Below are 19,933 nucleotides of genomic sequence, written 5' to 3'. Positions count from 1 at the left end.
AGGCAAGCAAGCCCAAAGGAGAAAAATGAGATGACAACCAACTCTGAATTTATCAATCAGGTTGTAGCGCTAGTCAATCAACGACGCGCCCTCGCCAATTTGCCGCCCGTGGCCCTTGATTCTCAATTGAATCGAGCCGCCCAAATCCATGCCGAAGATATGGCGGATAACGACTTTTTCAGTCTCACCGGCTCAGATGGCTCCACAACAGTCAGCCGGTTGGGCGCAGTGGGATACCGCTTTAGTAACTTCCAGGAGAATATCGCGGCGGCCCTTCCCACCCCAGAACAAGTCGTCGAAAATTGGTTCAACGATCCCGGACAGCGAGACACCCTCCTCAAACCCGGAGTTGATAATATCGGCGTTGGTTATTTCTTCCTAGAAAACGATACCGGCAACTTTAACGCGAACCATTACTGGAGTTTAGTCGTTGCCGCCCGTGCCGCAGGTAGTAATATTGTGGGATTCAATTTCCCTAACGCCCTCCAAGGCAGCGTCGGTGACGATACCATTTTTGGATCCGTTAGCAACGACACCATTTTTGGTAATGCCGGGAACGACCGAATCTTTGGCCGCGTTGGGGAAGATATCCTCTTTGGGAACGCAGGGAACGATCAACTCTTTGGGGAAGAAGGGAACGATACCCTCTTCGGGGGTCAAGGGGAGGACTTCCTCGATGCTGGACCCGGAAACGATTTTCTCTCCGGAGATGAGGGCAACGATACCCTCACCAGTGAGTCCGGATTCAATATTTTTGAAGGGGGTAGCGGCAACGATCTCCTCGGTGGCGGCATCAACAATGACACCATTGCTGGTGGCGACGGAGATGATCTCGTCTATGCTGGAGCCGGTGAAGATAATGTGATCGGGCAAGCCGGTAATGACATCATCTTTGGCAATGTGGGGAATGACATCCTCAATGGCGGCAGCGCTAACGATACCCTTTACGGGGGCCAAGATGACGATACCCTCTACGGCGAAAGTGGGGACGACCTCATGTACGGCGACAAGGGGAACGACCAACTCTTTGGTGGGGATGGCAACGACCAACTCTTTGGCGGTGAAGGCAACGATACCGTCTTCGGCAATGACGGGAATGATGCCATCTTTGGTAATCAAGGAGATGATACCCTCGCCGGGGGTGATGGTGCTGATACCATCTATGGGGGACAAGATAACGATCAACTCTTTGGGGATGACGACAACGATCTGCTCTTTGGGGACCTCGGTAACGATACCGTGATTGGGGGTGCAGGCAACGATAGCATCTATGGCGGCGAAGGTAACGATCAACTTAGTGGTCAAGAAGGGGAGGACAACATCTTTGGCAACCAGGGCCGCGATACCCTGCGAGGCGGTGTAGGGAACGATACCCTCTTTGGCGGCAAGGGGGAAGACCTGTTATTTGGGGAAGCAGACGAGGATTTCCTCTCTGGGGATTTAGGAAACGATACCCTGTTTGGTGGGACCGGAAATGATACCCTCCTCGGCGAAACTGGGGAGGATTTATTATTTGGCGAAGGAGGCAACGATACCTTAATTGGCAATGAGGGCCGTGATACCCTCTTAGGCGATGAGGGCAATGACTTCCTAGAAGGAGGTGCCGAAAACGATAGTTTACTCGGCGGCATTGGCAACGACACCATTTTGGGGAATGAAGGAGAAGATATCCTCTATGGCGGCGATGGTAATGACCAAATGCGCGGGGGTCAGGAGAATGACATCTTATTTGGAGAAGCAGGCAACGATACCCTCGTTGGCGATGAAGGCAACGATACTCTAATTGCTGGGGATGGGGAGAATGTACTGGATGGTGGTATCGACAACGACAGTCTCATCGGGGGTGCCGGTAACGATACCATCAACGGCGGGGACGGTGCAGATACCATTGTTGCCACCGGAGGCAGCAACGTGATCAACGGCGATGCCGGAAACGATAGTATATTAGGCGCTGCCGGTAGCGATACCATCAACGGTGGTGCTGGGGAGGATCTCGTCAATGGTGGCGATGGGGATGATGTCCTCACGGGAGATGCCGGGAACGATTTCCTCATCGGCGGCAATGGCAATGACACCATTCTCGGTGGTGAAGGCAGCGACACCCTCGATGGGGGTGCTGGGGAAGTTGTGGTTTATACCGGAGGCGCAGGCAGGGACTTCTTTGTATTGCGTCCCGGAGTCACTGCCACCATTACGGATTTTGAGGATGGACAAGATAAGTTTATTCTCACTGGCGGTCTAACAGTCAGTGACTTACTCATTTCTGCACCCATTGGAGAGTCGCCCAGCGACACGACTATTGTCCTGGCGAAGGATACCTCGGTGGTCATTGCTCTCCTCGAAGGCATCGATCCCGCGATCCGCAACCTGATTATTACAACGGGCGATTTTGTCTAAGGTTAATTGTCGTTGGTCATTGGTCATTGGTCATTGGTCTTATCTTGATGGGGGGGATGGGGGAGTTGTTCAACGTCCCGACTTCAGTCGTTACCGCGTGATGAAAGCGGATGCTTTCGTCAGGCCCCAATGTCAGGCGCTCTCTCCAGTTCCCCAGCAGGCAAGGCGGTAGACCCTCAGATTGCTCGTGTTATGGCATCCGCCATAACACGAGAGCAACGACTAAAGTCGTTACTACAAATAATCTCCCCCCTCTCCTCAATCTCCCCACCCTTCCCAGGGAATGATTAGAAAAAAGAGTGAGCTTTTCAGGTAAAATTCCCTAAGCGCAGAGCTACTTGGAACAGCGTTGTAGGAGGTGTTCTCAATGTCGATGGTCAGTCTTCCCGGACTCCGATCGCTGCTTGATACGATGAGTCAACAGCGCTCTTTGCCGCCCCTTGCGGTCCAGGCAGCGCTGAAAGCTGCATTACTGAAAGGATATGAGCGCTATCGTCGGACCCAAGTCCGCAATGATGAGGATTTTCCCGAAGACTACTTTGAAAATTTTGCGGTCAAACTTGACCTGAAAGCTGAAGGGTTTCGGGTGACTGCGACGAAGACGGTGGTGGAGACGGTGGAGGATAGCGATCGCGAAATTCCCCTGGATTTGGCGATTAAAAAGGGCGCAAAAGTCAAACTTGGCGATCGCGTGATTGTGGATGTGACTCCCAATCAAGGAGATTTCGGTCGTCTGGCGGCGTTACAAACCAAAACGGTCCTCACCCAAAAGTTGCAAGAACAGCAGTGCAAATACATTCAAGAGACGTTTGCCGATCGCAAGGGGACCGTTCTTGTGGGTAAGGTCCTCAAAAGTGATGCTCGTGGGGTCGTCTTGGGAGTCAGCGGAGGTGCGGGTCATCCCCTGGTGGAAGCGGAACTTCCCAAATATGAGAAGCTACCCAATGATGACTATCAAGAGGGTGCTCAGTTGAAGGTTTATCTAAAAAAAGTCTTCGATCGCCCTAGTTCTAAACCCATGTTACGGGTGTCCCGCGCCACCAGTTATCTGGTTTCCGGTTTGTTTAGCGATCGCGTTCCAGAAATTCGACAGGCGATCGTTGAAATTAAAGGAGTCGCCCGAGATTCCATCCCCACGAAACCCGATATCGCCCCCCGTACTAAAATCGCGGTCCATTCTCTGGATCCGGAAGTTGATCCGGTGGCAGCTTGTATCGGTAAACTAGGGGAACATCTCAATGCGATCGCCCAGGAAATCCCTGGGGAAAAAATCGAAGTGATTCCCTGGTCCGAAGACCCCGCCACCTATATTGCTAATGCTTTAGCTCCCGCACAAGTGGAAGGGGCGATCGCCCTCGATGTGGAGAATCAATCCGCTGAAGTGCTCGTTCCTCTGGATCAGTTGGCAGTCGCCCTCGGACCCGACGACCAAAATCTCCAACTCGCTTCCCGTCTCACCGAGTGGAAAATCACCCTCAAACCCCTCCCAGAACCCTAGAGCTTCATCCCCTCTAGGCAATCCCCCCCCGAGGCATCCTTGTGGCGTCAGTTTTTGTTCCTTCAGATAGATGACTGACCCGAGTTCGGGGGGTATGATTCAGGTGGTATTCAGGCAACTTTTATACACTTAATTATCCACCTGTCCCAAGGGTGTTCTCACACAACCTATGCAGCCGACTTCCAGTTCCAAAGAAGAATCTCTCACATTAGGCTCCTCGCCCTCGAATATTGACGCCTCCACCGGGGCTGAAGTCGCGAGCCAAAAAGACGAAGAAGGAAACGAATTTGAGTTTCTCTTCACCCGTGCCATTGAATTTCGTCAAGAAACCATTTATTTCATCGTCGTAGACCGATTTTATGATGGCGACCCCACCAATAGCGAAGGACCGAATCCCGAACTCTTCGACCCCTCTGGAGAAGATTGGGGCAAATACTGGGGCGGCGATTTACAAGGTATCATTGAGAAATTAGACTATCTTAAATCTCTTGGCATCACCGCTATATGGTTAACTCCCCTGTTTGAACAAGTTGAAGCCTTATTTGTCGAACAAGCGGCCATTCACGGCTATTGGACCCGAGATTTTAAACGTCTTAATCCTCGATTTATTGCCCCAGATGATAACCCCTCCCTCAACGCTACCCAAGATAGTCGCGATACAGTTTTTGACAAACTAATTGATGAGTTACACAAACGAGACATGAAACTAATTCTCGATATTGTGTGTAACCATAGTAACCCGGATTTTAGCGGGGTTAAGGGTGAACTTTATGATGATGGGGTAAAAATTGCCGATTTTAATGATGATAAAGAGAGCTGGTATCATCATTATGGGGAAGTGACCAACTGGGAAGATGAATGGCAGGTGCAGAACTGCGAATTAGCGGGGTTGGCTACCTTCAACGAAAACAATATCACCTATCGAAACTACATCAAATCTGCCATTAAACAATGGCTCGATCGCGGTGTGGATGCCTTGCGAGTGGATACGGTTAAACATATGCCAAGCTGGTTTTGGCAGGAGTTTAACGCCGATATCCAGTCTCATAAACCTGATGTATTTATCTTTGGGGAATGGATTTATAACCATCCTAACGACGAGCGATCGGTCAGCTTTGCCAATGAATCGGGAATGACCATTCTGGACTTTGGTTTAGCCACAGCGATTCGAGAAGTATTGGCAGTGGGTGCCGCCCCCGGATTTCAAATGATCCAGTCGATTTTTGACCAGGATCATAAATATAATACCGCTACGGAACTGATTACCTTTGTTGATAATCATGATATGCATCGGTTCCAAACCTTAAACCCGGACCCGGACGCCTTACGCTTGGGGATTAATTTAATTATGACTTGCCGGGGAATTCCCTGCATCTATTACGGGACCGAGCAGTATCTGCATAACGATACCAATGGGGATAGCAACCCTTACGGCAATAACGACCCCTACAACCGTCCCATGATGGAAAACTGGGATACAGATACTCCGATTTATCGGGATATTCGCTTACTCTCCGGGGTGCGTCGTCTGAATCCGGCTGTTTCCCTGGGCAGTCAATGGAGTAAATATCTCACGTCGGATGTGTATGCCTATGTGCGCAGGTATCGCGATTCAGTTTGTTTTGTGGCGATGAATCGTGGGGAAGCAACCACCATTGATGTGCACACGGATTTACCTGATGGTGAACATACCTGCATTTTGACGCGGCGCAAACTGGAAGTGCAGGATGGAATGTTACATCAGTTAGAACTAGGCGCTAAAGAGGCAGTCATCATCAGTCATGTTGGAGAACGGATTAAGGGGACCGTCTTAGTGCGAGCGCATTTGAATGGACTTTCCACCAGCGTGGGTCAATATGTTGTGGTTACGGGAGATTGTCCAGAATTGGGGAATTGGGATATTCACAAAGCCTATCCTCTGGAGTATATCAACTCGAATACCTGGTTTGCCGAAATCCCCTTTGAGGAAAGTGCCGGAAAGGCGATCGCCTATAAATATGCGATCGTGTATAAAGACGAACATGGCAACGATGCCGCACTCCCCACCCGAGAAAACATCGTCTGTCGTCGCTGGTTATTAGCCGATGAAGGCACAGTGAAATGGGTGGACAAGTGGGCAAATTGAGGGAATAAATAGGGGGCCAATTAGCTCGGGATACTGTATCAATTAGAAACCCAGTTTCTTGGCCCTTGAATCTCAGCCGGTCCTAATCAGGGGGTGTTTTTAAATCTCCCTCTGTTATGGCAACTATAAAATTGTTAAATAGGTGTCAGTTGGACCAATAGGCAAGGGTTTGAGAGTTTGATTTTTTAAGTCTATTTCTAACCCCAAAGATTCTAAGGGAATTCGGCCTAAAAGGGCGTCTCTTCCTGCGGGTAACTCTAAGCAGTCAAAGGTTCCTTCTCGGTCAAACATGGAGAGGGGGGCATCTTGGAAAAGTCGGGCTTTGCGAATGTCGGTTGCAGTAGCAACGTCTACTTCTTTGAGGAGTTTTAGTCCGAGTTTGGCAATGGCATCGGGCGGTAAACACAAGGTTGTTGCCCGGGTATCTACTAAAACATTCGGTAGAGTGAGGGACCGAATTTGGTCGGTCGGAATTACCCCATAGTCTGCTCGAATTTGGTCGGCGCGATTGATGATTCTTAGAGTGGTAAAAATTTTTCCCCTGTTCTTTTGATTCTCTTCAGACATTTGGGCCTCCCCCTCAACAGTTGGAGTAATTTCTTGATTGAGTATAGCTTGGAGTTGGATTGTAAGGGCTAGAAACCGGGTTTTTTACAAGGTCTTTGGTAAATTGCGTTAAATTTTGGCAAAAACCCGGTTTCTGGTAGCTTGAAGTTGGATGGTGGGGGTTAGAAACCGGGTTTTTTACAGAGTCTTTGATAAGTTGCGTTAAATTTGGGCAAAAACCCGGTTTCTGGTAGCTTGAAGTTGGATGGTGGGGGTTAGAAACCGGGTTTTTTACAAGGTCTTTGGTAAATTGCGTTAAATTTGGGCAAAAACCCGGTTTCTGGTAGCTTGAAGTTGGATGGTGGGGGTTAGAAACCGGGTTTTTTACAAGGTCTTTGGTAAATTGCGTTAAATTTGGGCAAAAACCCGGTTTCTGGGTTGGGTGATTTTAGTCGGAGTCTGGAAAAGCGCCCCACTGTTCCCACATCTGTTCCAAGTTTTGGGGTGTTCCAGTTGGCAAACTGTCCCCCTGTACCTATGTCGGATCAAACAGACTCAGAAATACTAAACTCGTAGAGACATCTTTATTCTTGGAGGTTAAGAGCGATGAGTCAGATTGCTTATTCAACCGATACCACTATCACCGATCGCGAACGGGGGTATTTACAACTTCCCCCGGATTATACGGCGATTCAATCTATGGCGGAAGTGTGGCCCCTAGCCCGATCGCAGTTTGGCAAGACCCTGGCGTTATGTGACCCTCATGCTAAACCTGTGGTTGAGTTGACCTTTGGTCAATTATGCGAGCAAATTCAGCAGTTTGCTGCTGGGGTACAATCTTTGGGATTACCGGCGATCGCCGATCATCTCCCCCCCCGAGTCGCCCTCTTTTCTAACGATAGTCCCCGCTGGATGATTGCGGACCAAGGACTGTTGACGGCAGGTGCAGCGGATGTGGTGCGCGGTTCTGATGCCGATCGCGAGGAATTGCTGTTTATTCTCCAAAATAGCGGCAGTATCGGTCTAGTGGTGGAAAATCTCGCCCTACTCAAAAAACTCCGCCCTCAACTCGATGACTTACCCATCCAGTGGATTATCTATCTCTCCGATGAACCCCTGCCCACCGATGATACCCTGCCTGTAAAAATTTTATCCTATCAACAGGTGATGGCAAAAGGGGCCAGTTCTCCATTGCAACCCGTCACCCTCACCCGGGAGACTCTGGCAACCTTAATCTACACCTCCGGGACCACGGGTAAACCCAAAGGGGTGATGCTGAGTCACGGTAACCTATTGCATCAAATCGAGAACCTACCAACAATTTTGCAACCGGAACCGGGCGATCGCGTCATTACCATTCTCCCTACTTGGCACAGTTTTGGGCGCATGGGTCAATACTTTCTCCTCTCCCGAGGGTGCAGTCAGTTCTACACCAATATTCGCTATCTCAAAGCCGATTTAAAAGAATATCACCCCAAATATACTTTTGGTGTTCCCAGACTTTGGGAATCCATTTATGAAGGGGTACAGAAGCAATTTCGGGAACAACCTGCTAATCGCCAAAAATTGGTCAACACCTTTTTTGGGTTCTCTCAAAGCTATATAGAAGCGGGTCGGGTTTTGCATGGATTGCAGTTGCAACTCGAACCCGCTTCCGGGAGTGAAAAACTCCTCGCAGCAATTAAACGGGCGGTATTTTGGCCCCTCCATGCTTTGGGCGATCGCCTGGTTTATAATAAAGTCCGCCAAGCAACCGGGGGCCAACTTAAATATGTCATTAGTGGCGGCGGGTCCCTCGCTATGCATATCGAAAATTTCTTTGAAATAATCGGCATTGATGTCCTGGTGGGGTATGGATTAACCGAAACCACCCCAGTCTTGACCGCGCGCAGGCATTGGCAGAATCTGCGCGGTTCTGCGGGTCGTCCCATTCCCTACACCGAACTGCGCATCGTTCACCCCGAAACCCGCAAACCCCTACAAACCGGGGAACGGGGTTTAGTCTTGGCGCGGGGTCCTCAAATTATGCAGGGGTACTACCAAAATCCTGAAGCGACAACCAAGGCGATCGACCCCGACGGATGGTTTGATACCGGGGATTTAGGGTGGTTGACTCCCGGCAATGATTTAGTTCTCACGGGTCGCGCCAAAGATACCATTGTTTTGACCAATGGGGAAAATATCGAACCCCAACCGATTGAGGATGCCTGTATCCGCAGTGCTTATATTGACCAAATGATGCTTGTGGGTCAGGACCAAAAGTGCCTCGGGGCCTTGATTGTGCCGAATTTTGAAGCCCTGCAACAGTGGGCCGAATCCCAAAACCTGACCCTGCGTCTGCCGGAGAATGTTTCTCAAGGCAATCCTCCCCCCGCATCGGGAACCCGAGAAATCGACCTGTCTAGTCCCGAAATTGATAACCTGTTCCGCCAGGAGTTAAATCGGGAGGTGAAAAACCGTCCAGGATATCGTCCCGATGACCGCATTGGACCCTTCTCCCTGTTGAGTGAGCCCTTTACGATGGAGAATGGAATGCTCACCCAAACCCTGAAAATGAAACGGCCCGTGATTACCGAACGTTACGGCGATCGCATTGATAAAATGTTCGTTTGATCCAGATTAGCCTCGTGGCGTGGTAGCATAACGGGGCTAATTTTAAACCAATTTTCCACTTAACCCTTAATCTAGGTCACCTAATATGGATGTCTCTAACTCGAAATTACTGCTGAAGCGCAATACCATTATCAAAGCCATAGTTACCCCGCGCTGGAAAGAAGAAGTTCAGCAGCAACTCCAAGGACAAATCAATCAAATTGATATGCAACTCCAGCAGCTCGAAATGCAAGCGCAGCAAATGATTGGCGAACTGCAAAAGCAGAGCATTCAACCCCCCGGACCGCAAGTCCAGCAACAAATGGAGTCGGTGAAAATGCAGGCTAATCAACGACAAAGAGAAATGCTGGATCAGAAAAATCAAATTCTCCAAAATCTGCAACAAGTCCAAACTCTGGAAATGGGACAAGAAGTCGCCAGCGGACAAATGGATAGTTTTTTCTATCTGGAACGCGGGGATGATTTAATCAAAAAAATGCAGGTAGAAGTCGTCTTGCGCGATGGCGTCGTTGAGGAAATTCGCGGCGATTTGTAGTTGGTCATTGGTCATTTATCCTCGTCCTCGTGACGTGGCTCTGCCGCGTCATGCACTCTTGGCGGCTCTGCCGCCTGTACATTTGGTAAGGAGTTAAAGCTGTCACAGGTACAATAGCCAGCGATTAGCGCCTCATGATCCAGCACTGGAGGCAGAGCCTCCAGAATGCGTGACGCGGCAGAGCCACGTCACGAGGATGGGGGGATGGGGGAGATGGGGAGGATGAGGATATAGTTGAGGCTGTATCCTATCGGTTGCAAATCAGGGTGGATTTTCTCGGGGGACGGATCAAGGTAGAATAAAAACTTGCTTTATTTTAGTTTTGAGCGTCGAAAAGAAGCTACCTATGATTAACGAAGTGTTCATGCCTGCTCTGAGTTCCACGATGACCGAAGGCAAAATTGTCTCTTGGGAAAAAGCGCCGGGGGACAAAGTGGAGAAGGGCGAAACGGTGGTGGTGGTGGAGTCTGACAAAGCAGACATGGATGTAGAGTCCTTCTATGAAGGATATCTCGCTACGATCCTCGTCCAAGCGGGGGAAGCGGCCCCCGTGGGTGCGCCGATCGCTTTGTTAGCCGAAACGGAAGCTGAAATCGAACAGGCGAAGCAGCAAGGGGCGAACCTCAGCAACAAATCGGCTCAACCTGCCGCCCCTGCTCAGTCTACTCCCTCCCCTGCACCGGAACCCGCAATGGCTACGGAGGGATCGACCACCAGTCGTCAAAATGGCCGCACGGTTGCCTCTCCTCGGGCCAAAAAATTGGCGAAGGAATTCAAAGTGGACTTGGCAACTCTCTCCGGCAGTGGTCCTTTTGGGCGGATTGTGGCGGAAGATGTAGAAGCGGCAGCAGGTAAGGCCCCAGCAGCGACTGCCACCCCACCCCAACCCACGGTAGCAGCACCCCCGAGAATTCCCACCCAGGCAGTCCCAGCGGCCCCCGCAGCATCAGGAGATGTAGTCCCCTTCAATACCCTGCAAAATGCGGTAGTCCGGAATATGGTGGCGTCATTACAGGTGCCGATTTTCCATGTGGGCTATACGATTACCACGGATAAGTTAGACAAGCTCTACAAACAGATTAAGTCCAAAGGGGTAACCATGACTGCACTGCTGGCAAAAGCAGTGGCCCTCACGTTACAGAAACATCCCTTAGTCAATGCCAGTTGTGTCGAGGGCGGCATCCAACATCATGGCAATATCAATATTGCCGTTGCGGTAGCAATGGGAGATGGCGGGTTAATTACGCCGGTTCTGCAAAATGCCGACCAAATGGATATTTACTCCCTCTCTCGCACTTGGAAAGATTTGGTGGAACGTGCCCGAGTCAAACAGTTGCAACCGGCGGAGTATAATAGCGGGACTTTTACTCTGTCCAATTTGGGAATGTATGGGGTTGATAGTTTTGATGCGATTCTGCCTCCGGGTCAGGGTTCGATTCTCGCTATTGGTGGGGCAAAAAATCAAGTGGTTGCCACGGATGATGGCATGATGGGGGTCCGGCGACAAATGCGGGTGAATATTACCTGTGACCACCGGATTATCTATGGTGCCGATGCTGCGGCGTTCCTGCAAGATTTAGCGAAGCTGATTGAAACGGATACTCAGTCTCTCACGATGTAAGGATTGGGTGGGGGAAGAGTTGCAACAACCTGCGGGGGTTCAAACCCCCGCTTAACAGAATCAAGTCGTCTAAAGACGACTAAAAGTCTTCTTCAGTGGGGTTTTTAGTTTTTAGTCGGTTAAAACCGACTTTAGCTATGAGGCGGGGGTTTGAACCCCCGCCGGAGTTGAGAAGGGTGCAAGATGTCAGTCAGACTTCTTCAGTCCTCATCCTATAGTGTAATGGTGAATCAAGTGGAATCCATAAAAACTCTAGCGGTTGATATTGGCGGTAGTGGCACAAAGACCATTATTTTAGATGCAGCAGGGGAAGCGGTGACCAAGCGCAACCGCGTTCCCACTCCGGATCCTGCTAAACCGCAACCTGTGATTGAGGCGATCGCCACTTTAGCGAAAGAACAAGGTGAGTTTCATCGGGTTTCGGTGGGATTTCCGGGGGTGGTTCGTAATGGAATCGTCTACACTGCCGTGAACCTGGACCCGGATTGGGTCGAGTTTAATCTCGCCGAAGCGCTGACGAACGTCTTGGAAAAACCTGTGCGGGTTTGCAATGATGCGGATATCCAGGGTTTAGGTGCAATTTCTGGAATAGGAGTCGAACTCACGATTACCCTGGGGACCGGGTTTGGTAGTGCCTTATTTGTGAATGGAGCACTGGTGCCGAATTTGGAACTCGGACATCATCCCTTCCGCAAAGGTGATACCTACGAGGAACAATTGGGACGTGCGGCATTGGATAAAATTGGGGACAAACGGTGGAATCGCCGATTGGAAAAAGCGATCGCCAATTTAGAACATTTGTTTAATTACGATCGCCTCTACATTGGTGGCGGTGAAGCGAAAAAAATCACCTTTGATTTACCCCCCAATGTCACCATTGTTCCTAATATCAGCGGGTTATTAGGGGGAATTGCCTTATGGCGGGAACTACCCAGTGAGGTAATCAGGCGATCTCCTTCTCCCTCTCCCTCGATTTAGGTCAAAATTTGGTAATTAGACCGAATGTAGGTCAAGTGAGGAAGCGGTCAGTAGGGTAAGTTATCTTCATCTTACCCTATCATTCTTACCCAAATCAAGTCTCAGTCATTCAATCAAACAAACTCTTGAGGAAACAACTATGAAAGCAGTGGTCATGACTGGATTAGGCGCAGCAGCGGATGTCTTGAAAGTGCATGATATTCCGGGTCCGCAATTAGAAGGCGATCGGGATATTTTAGTCCGCCTTCATGCTGCCGGTGTCAACCCCATCGATACTAAAATCCGTAAACGCGGAACCTTTCATCCGGACCTCACCCCGGATATCCTCGGATGTGATGGCGCGGGAGTCGTCGAGGCGATCGCCTCCGGTGTTCAAACCCTCAACGTGGGAGATGAAGTATATTTTTGTAATGGCGGATTGGGTGGACCTCACGGTAACTATGCCGAATATATTGCGATCGATGAACGATTTGTCGCCAAAAAACCCACCTCTCTGAGCTTTGTAGAAGCAGCAGCAGCACCCCTAGTCCTAATTACCGCCTGGGAAGCACTCTACGACCGCGCCGGTCTACAACCGGGCCAAAAAGTGCTAATTCAGGCAGGTGCAGGGGGTGTCGGCCATGTTGCCATCCAACTGGCCAAACTCAAAGGTGCCTCAGTCGCCACCACCGTCAGTACCCCGGAAAAAGCCGAATTTGTCCGCCAATTGGGGGCCGATTTAGTCATTTTATATAAACAACAAAATGTCATCGAGACTGTGATGAATTGGACCAATGGGGAAGGTGCAGACATCGGATTTGATACGGTCGGTGACAAAACCTTCTTTGAAACCGCTGAAGCAGTCCGCTTATATGGGGATGTGGTCACTATTTTAGAACCCAATCCAGAACATGGCACGTTAAAAACTTCTCGACTCCGCAATCAACGCATCAGTTTTGAATTAATGCTGACTCCGATGTTACAAAATCGGATTACAGAACAAGAAGACCAAGCCAAAATGTTACAGCAATGTGCGCGGTTATTTGATGAAGGCAAGTTAAAGATTCATGTAGGTAAAACCTTCCCCCTAGAACAAGCCGTAGCGGCCCATGAGTTATTAGAAACAGGCTCCATGCAAGGAAAAATTGTCATAACAATGAATAATTAATCCGCTCGTAGTAACGACTTCAGTCGTTCTTATCTTTGTTCGTAGTAACGACTTCAGTCGTTTTTATCTTTGTTCGTAGTAACGACTTCAGTCGTTCTTATCTTTGTTCGTAGTAACGACTTCAGTCGTTCTTATCTTTGTTCGTAGTAACGACTTCAGTCGTTTCTTCCTAAGATGGGTATAACGAATGAATTCGTTACTACAAACTCGGAAACGAATGAATTCGTTACTACAAACTCGGGAAATGTGTTTATAAATTATTTTTAATTTTAATAAAAAATGCAAGATGAAGAGAATCATTTTATTTTTAATAATTTTTCTACCTTTAATCTTTAACTCGATAAATTCACTCCCCGCCAATGCAGAAACTACCTTTTTAAATCCTAATCCAGAGACTCGGGAACGCATCACCCTAGAGCAATTACAACAACGGATTAACTCCCCGATTATCTCTGAAGGAGTGCGGACCATTGACTTGCGGGAATTCCTGATTGATTTAACCCCGAGTAATGCAGAATTTAGAGACCGATTTTACCCTTTGCTACAAAATCAACTGAATCGGTCCGGAACCCCCATCGCCTTGGATTTATCCTATTCCATCATTCAGGGAGACTTTGATGGAAATGAGTTGGGATTGAGGGCACCGCTTTATGGAGAGGCATTTTTACCCTTATTCTCAGAACAAGAGCGATCGCAATTACAACGAGATCGCACCCGTTTGGCAAGGTTGAGTCAACTTTCGCGATCGCTGCTGGGGGTTCCTCCGGAACAAGTAGAAATTACCCTCTTCCAAGAACCGATTAAACTGGTTCACACTCATTTCATGGGAGAGGTCCATTTTAACCATAGTTTCTTCCTCAATCGCGTTGAAGCAATGGGAGCAATTTTTGATAAATTAGCCGATTGGTCCGAAACTCGATTTAGTAAACTCAGCAATTTTGCCGGAGCAAATTTTGGATCAGAAGCACGATTTCAGGGAAGCATCTTTTTTCAAGACATAGGATTTAATCAAGGGTTATTTCAAGGGATGGCTAATTTTAAAGCGACGCGGTTTGAGGGAACGGGAAATTTTAATCAAGTCCAGTTTAAACAAGACTCAAATTTTACCCGATCGCAGTGGAATCGCAATGCAGACTTTAGTGGTTGCCAATGGGACAACCCCGCTTTATTTGACCGCGCCAAGTTTGCTGAATCTCTATTTTTAACGGAAACAACGTTCCGCAATTTAGCCAGTTTTCGAGAAACCGCATTTAATCAATCTATCAATTTGCGGGAAGCGAGTCTGCGCGATCGCCTCGCCTTTAGTGACACAACTTTTGCAAATTCTGCTTCTATCAATGTCGCCGGATTGCGCTTTGATTCGGAATCCGCTAGAATTACCGGCGACCCCGGACAAATTGGTAAAAAACTCTCCCTCCCCAGTCTGCCGGGAAATGAAACACTTCTGCGTCAATTAGTCCGAAATTTTCGCCAACAAGAACAAATTGCCGATGCCAATCAGATGGAATATCTCACCGAACATCTCCGCCAAGAGAATCTATTTCATCAATTAATCAAAATCAATATTAATACCGCCTCTCCACAACAATTAATCAAACTCGGATTGTCAGAAAATCAATCCGATGCCATCGTCCGGAGTCAAAAAGAGCGCATTTTTGGTAGTCTGAGTGAAGTCTTAAATTTACCAGAAATTGACCTAGCAACTTATATCCAGTTACGCGATCGCGCCGTTGCAGGCGAACCCCTTTCCCTTCCGGGATGGATGCGAACGGCCATCCATTGCTTAGGATTAAGTGCATTGCTACTGCTGACCCGCTACGGGACCAGTTTTTGGCTCATTTTTGGCGTCGGATTAGTGGCGATCGCCTATTTCAGTCTCTTATTTTGGTTCGTTGATCGCTATCGCCGCATCCTTCCCAAACCCATCATTCCCACCGCCTTTGAAACCCCTTGGATGCTATCCACTTGCCTAGGATTAGCCAGTATTGGACTATTCGCCATCATTCGCACCAGTAACGAGCCCTTATTAACCCTAACCTGCTTAGGAATTCTGATTATACCCATCCCCACTATTTTAATAGCAATTCTTTACAAAAAAGGCCGCTATCATAACCTCATCGACTCCAGCTATTTCGTAGAAGATACCGGAATGCGTCAACTCCGCTTGGCGATCGGACGTTTACCCATCATTCCCCGCTTTCCCGCCATGAGAGAACGCTACCTCCCCCTCCTCTGGAACCGCCGCTGGAACTGGCTGAATTACTACGATTTCAGCCTCAATAACCTCCTAAAATTTGGCTTCAATGACATCCGCCTCAGAGACGAACATCTCCCCGGCATCATCTCCAGTTTAGTCTGGTATCAATGGACCCTCGGCCTCCTCTATCTCAGCCTCTTACTCTGGACCCTCTCCCGAACCATCCCCGGCTTAAACCTCCTCATTTACCTCAAATAATCTCCGTCCCCATCTCCTCTCTTCCTTCCGTGAAAATCAGTGAAATCAGTGGTTAAAATATGAACCTTTCTCCCCTCTCAGAACTCCTTCAAGTCTTCCTCAAACTTGGCATCATTGGATTTGGAGGTCCAGCGGCACATATTGCTATGATGGAAGATGAAGTGGTCCATCGGCGGCAATGGTTAACCCAAGAACAATTTCTGGACCTGGTAGGTGCGACTAATTTAATTCCCGGACCCAATTCGACAGAAATGGCGATTCATATTGGCTATATTTATGCCGGGGGATGGGGATTAATTGTTGCCGGAACTTGTTTTGTGATCCCGGCAGTTTTAATGACGGCAGCTTTGGCGTGGGGATATGTCCAATTTGGAGAATTACCCCAAGTTTATCCCTTGTTATATGGCATCAAACCGGCGGTTTTAGCCGTGATTTTTACCGCATTGTGGCGCTTGGGTAAAAAGGCGGTGAAGTCTCGGGAACTGTTGATGATTGCGATCGCCACCGGGATTGCAGTCTGGTTCGGTGTGAATGAAGTGTTTGCCTTGTTGTTAGGCGGACTCTTCGGTGCAGTTTGGCTGAATTGGCGTGATCAACCGACTTTAAGCGCATGGCTTTTCGGGTTGTTTTTATCCCAAACTCCCAGCAGTTTATCTCCGGTTCCCTCTCTGACTGCCGAACCCGTTCCCTTGTGGAAATTGGGGTTATTTTTTCTAAAAGTCGGGAGCGTTTTATATGGGAGTGGCTATGTTTTAATTGCCTTTTTACAGGGTCAATTAGTGGATGAATTTGGATGGTTGACTCAGCAACAGCTATTAGATGCAGTGGCAATGGGTCAAGTTACGCCAGGTCCTTTGCTAACCACGGCAACTTTCATCGGGTATGTGATTGGCGGATTTCCCGGTGCGATTGTCTCGACTTTGGGGATTACCTTGCCATCGTTTCTGTTTGTGTTAATTCTAAATCCCTGGATTCCGCGCTTGCGATCGAGCAAATGGACTTCAGCGTTTTTAGATGCAATTAATGTGAGTGCCGTGGCACTTATGGCGGTGGTGACGGTTCAATTAGCGGTGAGCACTCTGGGGATTAATTTTATCGGGATCCCCCTAGGGACTGCGCTGCTTGGGATAGATTGGATTGCGGCATTGATTGCGGTTATCGCGGCTATTTTTGCCTTGGTTTGGCGCATCAATGCCGCTTGGTTAGTATTCGGAGGTGCGATCGCCGGTTGGCTAGTCCATCTTCTCGTTTAATATTCCCAACCCCATAAGATAAGATGAGCAGTCGTCTTTAGACGACTTAAGCTATTAGGCGGGGGTTTTAACCCCCGCTGGGTCTGGTGTTACTTAAGACCGGCCAATTCCCACATAGCGGAATCCAGCTTTTTGCAGCATTTCGCGATCGAGGAAATTACGACCATCAATCATGACCGGATGATTCATCAATTGCGCCATTTTCTCATAGTTCAAACTTTGGAATTGCTTCCAATCTGTGACCAAAACTAAGGCATCGCAACCATCGGCCAAGCGTTCGGGGTCGGTTTCGACCAATACCCCAGTCAATCCCTGACCTATCCCTGTTTGGGAAACAATGGGGTCATAAGCTTTCACTTTTGCACCCAAACGATTGAGTTGTTCAATTAAATTCAAAGCCGGTGCATCGCGCATATCGTCCGTATCAGGTTTGAAGGTTAAACCTAACAATCCCACAGTTTTACCTTTGAGAATTTTCAGTTCATGCTGCAATTTTTCAATGGCAATTTGACGCTGACGTTTGTTGACTTCGATCGCCGCTTTGAGCAACTGAGCATCATAGCCATAGTCATCGGCAGTATGCACCATTGCCGACACATCTTTGGGGAAACAGGAACCCCCCCAACCGATGCCTGCTTGTAAGAACTTGGTACCAATGCGGGAGTCGAGACCCATGCCTTTGGCGACTTGGACCACATCGGCACCGACGCGATCGCAAACGTTGGCAATTTCGTTGATAAAGCTAATTTTTGTCGCTAAAAATGCATTAGCGGCATATTTAATCATTTCTGCCGAACTAATGTCCGTCAAAACCACCGGAACCGGGGGTAAAGAAGCATCTTCGGCAAACTTGCGCTGGATGATGGGTTGATAGAGTTCTTCCATCATTTTGAGTGCGCGGGGATTGTTGCTCCCCAGGACGATGCGATCGGGATTAAAAGTGTCATAAACCGCTGACCCTTCCCGCAGAAATTCGGGATTACTGACCACATCAAATTCCACCCCCAGTTTTTTAGCAGTTTCGTCTTTACTGCCTTCCTGTTGATGCCGTTCGCTGACGCCATCGAGGACAATCATCCGTACCCAGTCACCGGACCCGATGGGAACGGTGGATTTATTGACGATGACTTTATACCCTTTATCCAGATGAGCACCGATGCCTCGCGCGACGGCTTCTACATAGCGGGTATCGCTTTCTCCGGTGGGGAGGGGAGGAGTACCCACCGCAATGAATAAAATCTCACCGTGGGAAACGCCATATTCTAAGTCCGTGGTGAATTCTAAGCGTCCGGCTTCTGAGGCTTCCTGCATAATTTCAGACAGTCCCGGTTCATAAATTGGGGACCGTCCAGATTTCATGAGTTTGACTTTTTCTTCGTTATTGTCCACACAGATCACATGATGACCTGTGTATGCTAAACAAGCGCCGGTGACTAAGCCAACGTATCCGGTACCAATAACACAAACGCGCATATAAGGTATCTCCTGCTTTCTTTATAGAAGTCTGTCCCATGAAGAGGGGGAAAATCTTTTGGAATGGATGGGGGGAGGAAGGCTAGGGAATCCCTAATTTTGTCCCCCTTTGATTTCATCCTAACTTTCAATTCTAGGCGATCGCGTATTTTGGCTTCCCTGCTCCTTCATTCTCTCCAATTTTTGTATGCGGCACCCTGAAGTAATCGCGATTATACTCTATCCCATGCGGGGCAATATTTCCACTCCCGAGCGAGATGATTCTCCTCGGGAGAGATTACCCCTTGGGATTATTTAGATATCAGGCGATCGCGAAAATCTTCTATGGTCAATCTTAACCCTTCATCCACATGAACTTGTGGCTCCCATCCCAGCCAAGTCTTCGCCAGGGTGATATCCGGTTGCCGTTGGCGAGGATCATCTTGCGGAAGGGGCTTAAATTGAATGTCCGCGTCCGGATTCACCATTTTCTGGATTTTTTCCGCCAGTTGTAAAATGGTGTATTCATCCGGATTCCCCAAATTTATGGGACCGATATGTTCTCCATTCATCAACCGCATTAACCCTTCTACTAAGTCAGAAACATAGCAGAAACTCCGGGTTTGGGAACCATCTCCATACACGGTTAAGGGAATCCCTCGCAAGGCTTGCACAACAAAATTGCTCACCACTCGTCCATCATTTTCTAACATTCTGGACCCGAACGTATTAAAAATTCGAGCAACCCGAATATCTACATTATTTTGACGATGGTAATCAAAACAAAGGGTTTCTGCCACTCGTTTTCCTTCGTCGTAACAACTCCGAATTCCAATCGTATTGACATTTCCGCGATAGTCTTCAGTTTGAGGATGCACGTCCGGGTCCCCATAGACTTCGGAGGTAGAAGCCATTAAAAGTCTCGCCTTAACTCGCTTGGCGAGCCCCAACATATTCATCGTGCCAATGACGTTGGTTTTAATGGTTTTTACTGGGTTGTACTGATAGTGAACCGGCGATGCCGGACAAGCTAAATGATAGATTTGCTCAACTTCTAACCGAATCGGTTCTGTCACATCATGGCGAATCAGTTCAAAATAGGGATTTCCCAACCATTTACTGATATTTCGCTTATCACCTGTAAAAAAGTTATCTAGGCAGAGGACATCATGCCCTTGTTCCATTAACCGATCGATGAGATGGGAACCGATAAAACCAGCACCCCCTGTAACCAATATTCTCATACTTTTAAGCTACTTAGAGTTAGAAAGGACAAAGCCATCGGAGCAAAACCGGGCATCCCGTTAATTTCT

General features: G+C 48.5%; 13 protein-coding genes. 10 read left to right on the top strand and 3 right to left on the bottom strand.

From position 1 onward, the window contains the following. Positions 1-30 precede the first annotated feature (30 nt). The 3 genes from NG795_RS13565 to NG795_RS13555 all read left to right on the top strand — a co-directional run bounded on the left by NG795_RS13565 (position 31) and on the right by NG795_RS13555 (position 6,020). Positions 31-2,397 carry a CAP domain-containing protein gene (locus tag NG795_RS13565; protein WP_367289188.1) on the top strand — a complete coding sequence of 789 codons (2,367 nt, stop codon included), beginning with the start codon at positions 31-33 and terminating at the stop codon, positions 2,395-2,397. A gap of 367 nt (positions 2,398-2,764) precedes the next feature. Next, a complete protein-coding gene (gene nusA, locus NG795_RS13560) occupies positions 2,765-3,895 on the top strand; it encodes a transcription termination/antitermination protein NusA (RefSeq protein WP_367289187.1) in 1,131 nt (376 codons plus the stop codon). Between the two features lie 169 nt (positions 3,896-4,064). Beyond that, positions 4,065-6,020, top strand: a complete 1,956-nt coding sequence (locus NG795_RS13555) for an alpha-amylase family glycosyl hydrolase (protein WP_367289186.1) — start codon at positions 4,065-4,067, stop codon at positions 6,018-6,020. 123 nt (positions 6,021-6,143) lie between these two features. Here NG795_RS13555 and NG795_RS13550 read toward each other — a convergent pair whose 3' ends face one another. Then, the gene (locus NG795_RS13550) at positions 6,144-6,587 is read right to left on the bottom strand and encodes an aspartyl protease (RefSeq protein ID WP_367289185.1); all 444 of its coding nucleotides are present in this window, start codon (positions 6,585-6,587) and stop codon (positions 6,144-6,146) included. Between the two features lie 585 nt (positions 6,588-7,172). Between NG795_RS13550 and NG795_RS13545 the strand changes: the two genes are divergently transcribed. The 7 genes from NG795_RS13545 to chrA all read left to right on the top strand — a co-directional run bounded on the left by NG795_RS13545 (position 7,173) and on the right by chrA (position 17,168). Beyond that, the gene (locus tag NG795_RS13545; RefSeq protein ID WP_367289184.1) at positions 7,173-9,179 is read left to right on the top strand and encodes an AMP-dependent synthetase/ligase; all 2,007 of its coding nucleotides are present in this window, start codon (positions 7,173-7,175) and stop codon (positions 9,177-9,179) included. An 85-nt stretch (positions 9,180-9,264) separates the two neighbouring features. Then, positions 9,265-9,714: a YlqD family protein gene (locus NG795_RS13540; protein WP_367289183.1), complete on the top strand. Its 450-nt coding sequence runs from the start codon at positions 9,265-9,267 to the stop codon at positions 9,712-9,714. A gap of 346 nt (positions 9,715-10,060) precedes the next feature. Then, positions 10,061-11,335, top strand: coding sequence for a dihydrolipoamide acetyltransferase family protein (locus tag NG795_RS13535; protein WP_367289182.1), 1,275 nt, complete (start codon positions 10,061-10,063; stop codon positions 11,333-11,335). Positions 11,336-11,557: 222 nt separating this feature from the next. Further along, entirely contained in the window at positions 11,558-12,313 is a 756-nt protein-coding gene (locus NG795_RS13530) for an ROK family protein (protein ID WP_367289231.1), read from the top strand. A gap of 139 nt (positions 12,314-12,452) precedes the next feature. Further along, positions 12,453-13,460, top strand: a complete 1,008-nt coding sequence (locus NG795_RS13525) for a zinc-dependent alcohol dehydrogenase family protein (RefSeq protein ID WP_367289181.1) — start codon at positions 12,453-12,455, stop codon at positions 13,458-13,460. A 286-nt stretch (positions 13,461-13,746) separates the two neighbouring features. Further along, positions 13,747-15,915, top strand: a complete 2,169-nt coding sequence (locus tag NG795_RS13520) for a helix-hairpin-helix domain-containing protein (RefSeq protein WP_367289180.1) — start codon at positions 13,747-13,749, stop codon at positions 15,913-15,915. Positions 15,916-15,974: 59 nt separating this feature from the next. Further along, on the top strand, positions 15,975-17,168 hold the full coding sequence (gene chrA, locus NG795_RS13515) for a chromate efflux transporter (RefSeq protein WP_367289179.1): 1,194 nt from the start codon (positions 15,975-15,977) through the stop codon (positions 17,166-17,168). A 93-nt stretch (positions 17,169-17,261) separates the two neighbouring features. On the opposite strand, the gene NG795_RS13510 is transcribed toward chrA, so the two are convergent. Then, positions 17,262-18,641 carry a UDP-glucose dehydrogenase family protein gene (locus NG795_RS13510; protein ID WP_367289178.1) on the bottom strand — a complete coding sequence of 460 codons (1,380 nt, stop codon included), beginning with the start codon at positions 18,639-18,641 and terminating at the stop codon, positions 17,262-17,264. 290 nt (positions 18,642-18,931) lie between these two features. Beyond that, complete coding sequence (locus NG795_RS13505; RefSeq protein ID WP_367289177.1) at positions 18,932-19,864, bottom strand: UDP-glucuronic acid decarboxylase family protein; 933 nt, start codon at positions 19,862-19,864, stop codon at positions 18,932-18,934. Between the last annotated feature and the right edge of the window lie 69 nt (positions 19,865-19,933).

This window comes from Laspinema palackyanum D2c (assembly GCF_025370875.1).
In the GTDB taxonomy this organism is placed as follows: Bacteria; Cyanobacteriota; Cyanobacteriia; order Cyanobacteriales; family Laspinemataceae; genus Laspinema; species Laspinema palackyanum.
Note: the sequence above shows the minus strand (reverse complement) of the source record. Positions and strands in the feature narration are given on the sequence as shown.

Excerpts from the sequence above, each read along its gene's own strand:
- NG795_RS13565 (WP_367289188.1), top strand. The coding sequence starts at position 31 with ATGACAACCAACTCTGAATTTATCAATCAGGTTGTAGCGCTAGTCAAT.
- nusA (WP_367289187.1), top strand. The coding sequence starts at position 2,765 with ATGTCGATGGTCAGTCTTCCCGGACTCCGATCGCTGCTTGATACGATG.
- NG795_RS13555 (WP_367289186.1), top strand. The coding sequence starts at position 4,065 with ATGCAGCCGACTTCCAGTTCCAAAGAAGAATCTCTCACATTAGGCTCC.
- NG795_RS13550 (WP_367289185.1), bottom strand. The coding sequence starts at position 6,587 with ATGTCTGAAGAGAATCAAAAGAACAGGGGAAAAATTTTTACCACTCTA.
- NG795_RS13545 (WP_367289184.1), top strand. The coding sequence starts at position 7,173 with ATGAGTCAGATTGCTTATTCAACCGATACCACTATCACCGATCGCGAA.
- NG795_RS13540 (WP_367289183.1), top strand. The coding sequence starts at position 9,265 with ATGGATGTCTCTAACTCGAAATTACTGCTGAAGCGCAATACCATTATC.
- NG795_RS13535 (WP_367289182.1), top strand. The coding sequence starts at position 10,061 with ATGATTAACGAAGTGTTCATGCCTGCTCTGAGTTCCACGATGACCGAA.
- NG795_RS13530 (WP_367289231.1), top strand. The coding sequence starts at position 11,558 with ATGGTGAATCAAGTGGAATCCATAAAAACTCTAGCGGTTGATATTGGC.
- NG795_RS13525 (WP_367289181.1), top strand. The coding sequence starts at position 12,453 with ATGAAAGCAGTGGTCATGACTGGATTAGGCGCAGCAGCGGATGTCTTG.
- NG795_RS13520 (WP_367289180.1), top strand. The coding sequence starts at position 13,747 with ATGAAGAGAATCATTTTATTTTTAATAATTTTTCTACCTTTAATCTTT.
- chrA (WP_367289179.1), top strand. The coding sequence starts at position 15,975 with ATGAACCTTTCTCCCCTCTCAGAACTCCTTCAAGTCTTCCTCAAACTT.
- NG795_RS13510 (WP_367289178.1), bottom strand. The coding sequence starts at position 18,641 with ATGCGCGTTTGTGTTATTGGTACCGGATACGTTGGCTTAGTCACCGGC.
- NG795_RS13505 (WP_367289177.1), bottom strand. The coding sequence starts at position 19,864 with ATGAGAATATTGGTTACAGGGGGTGCTGGTTTTATCGGTTCCCATCTC.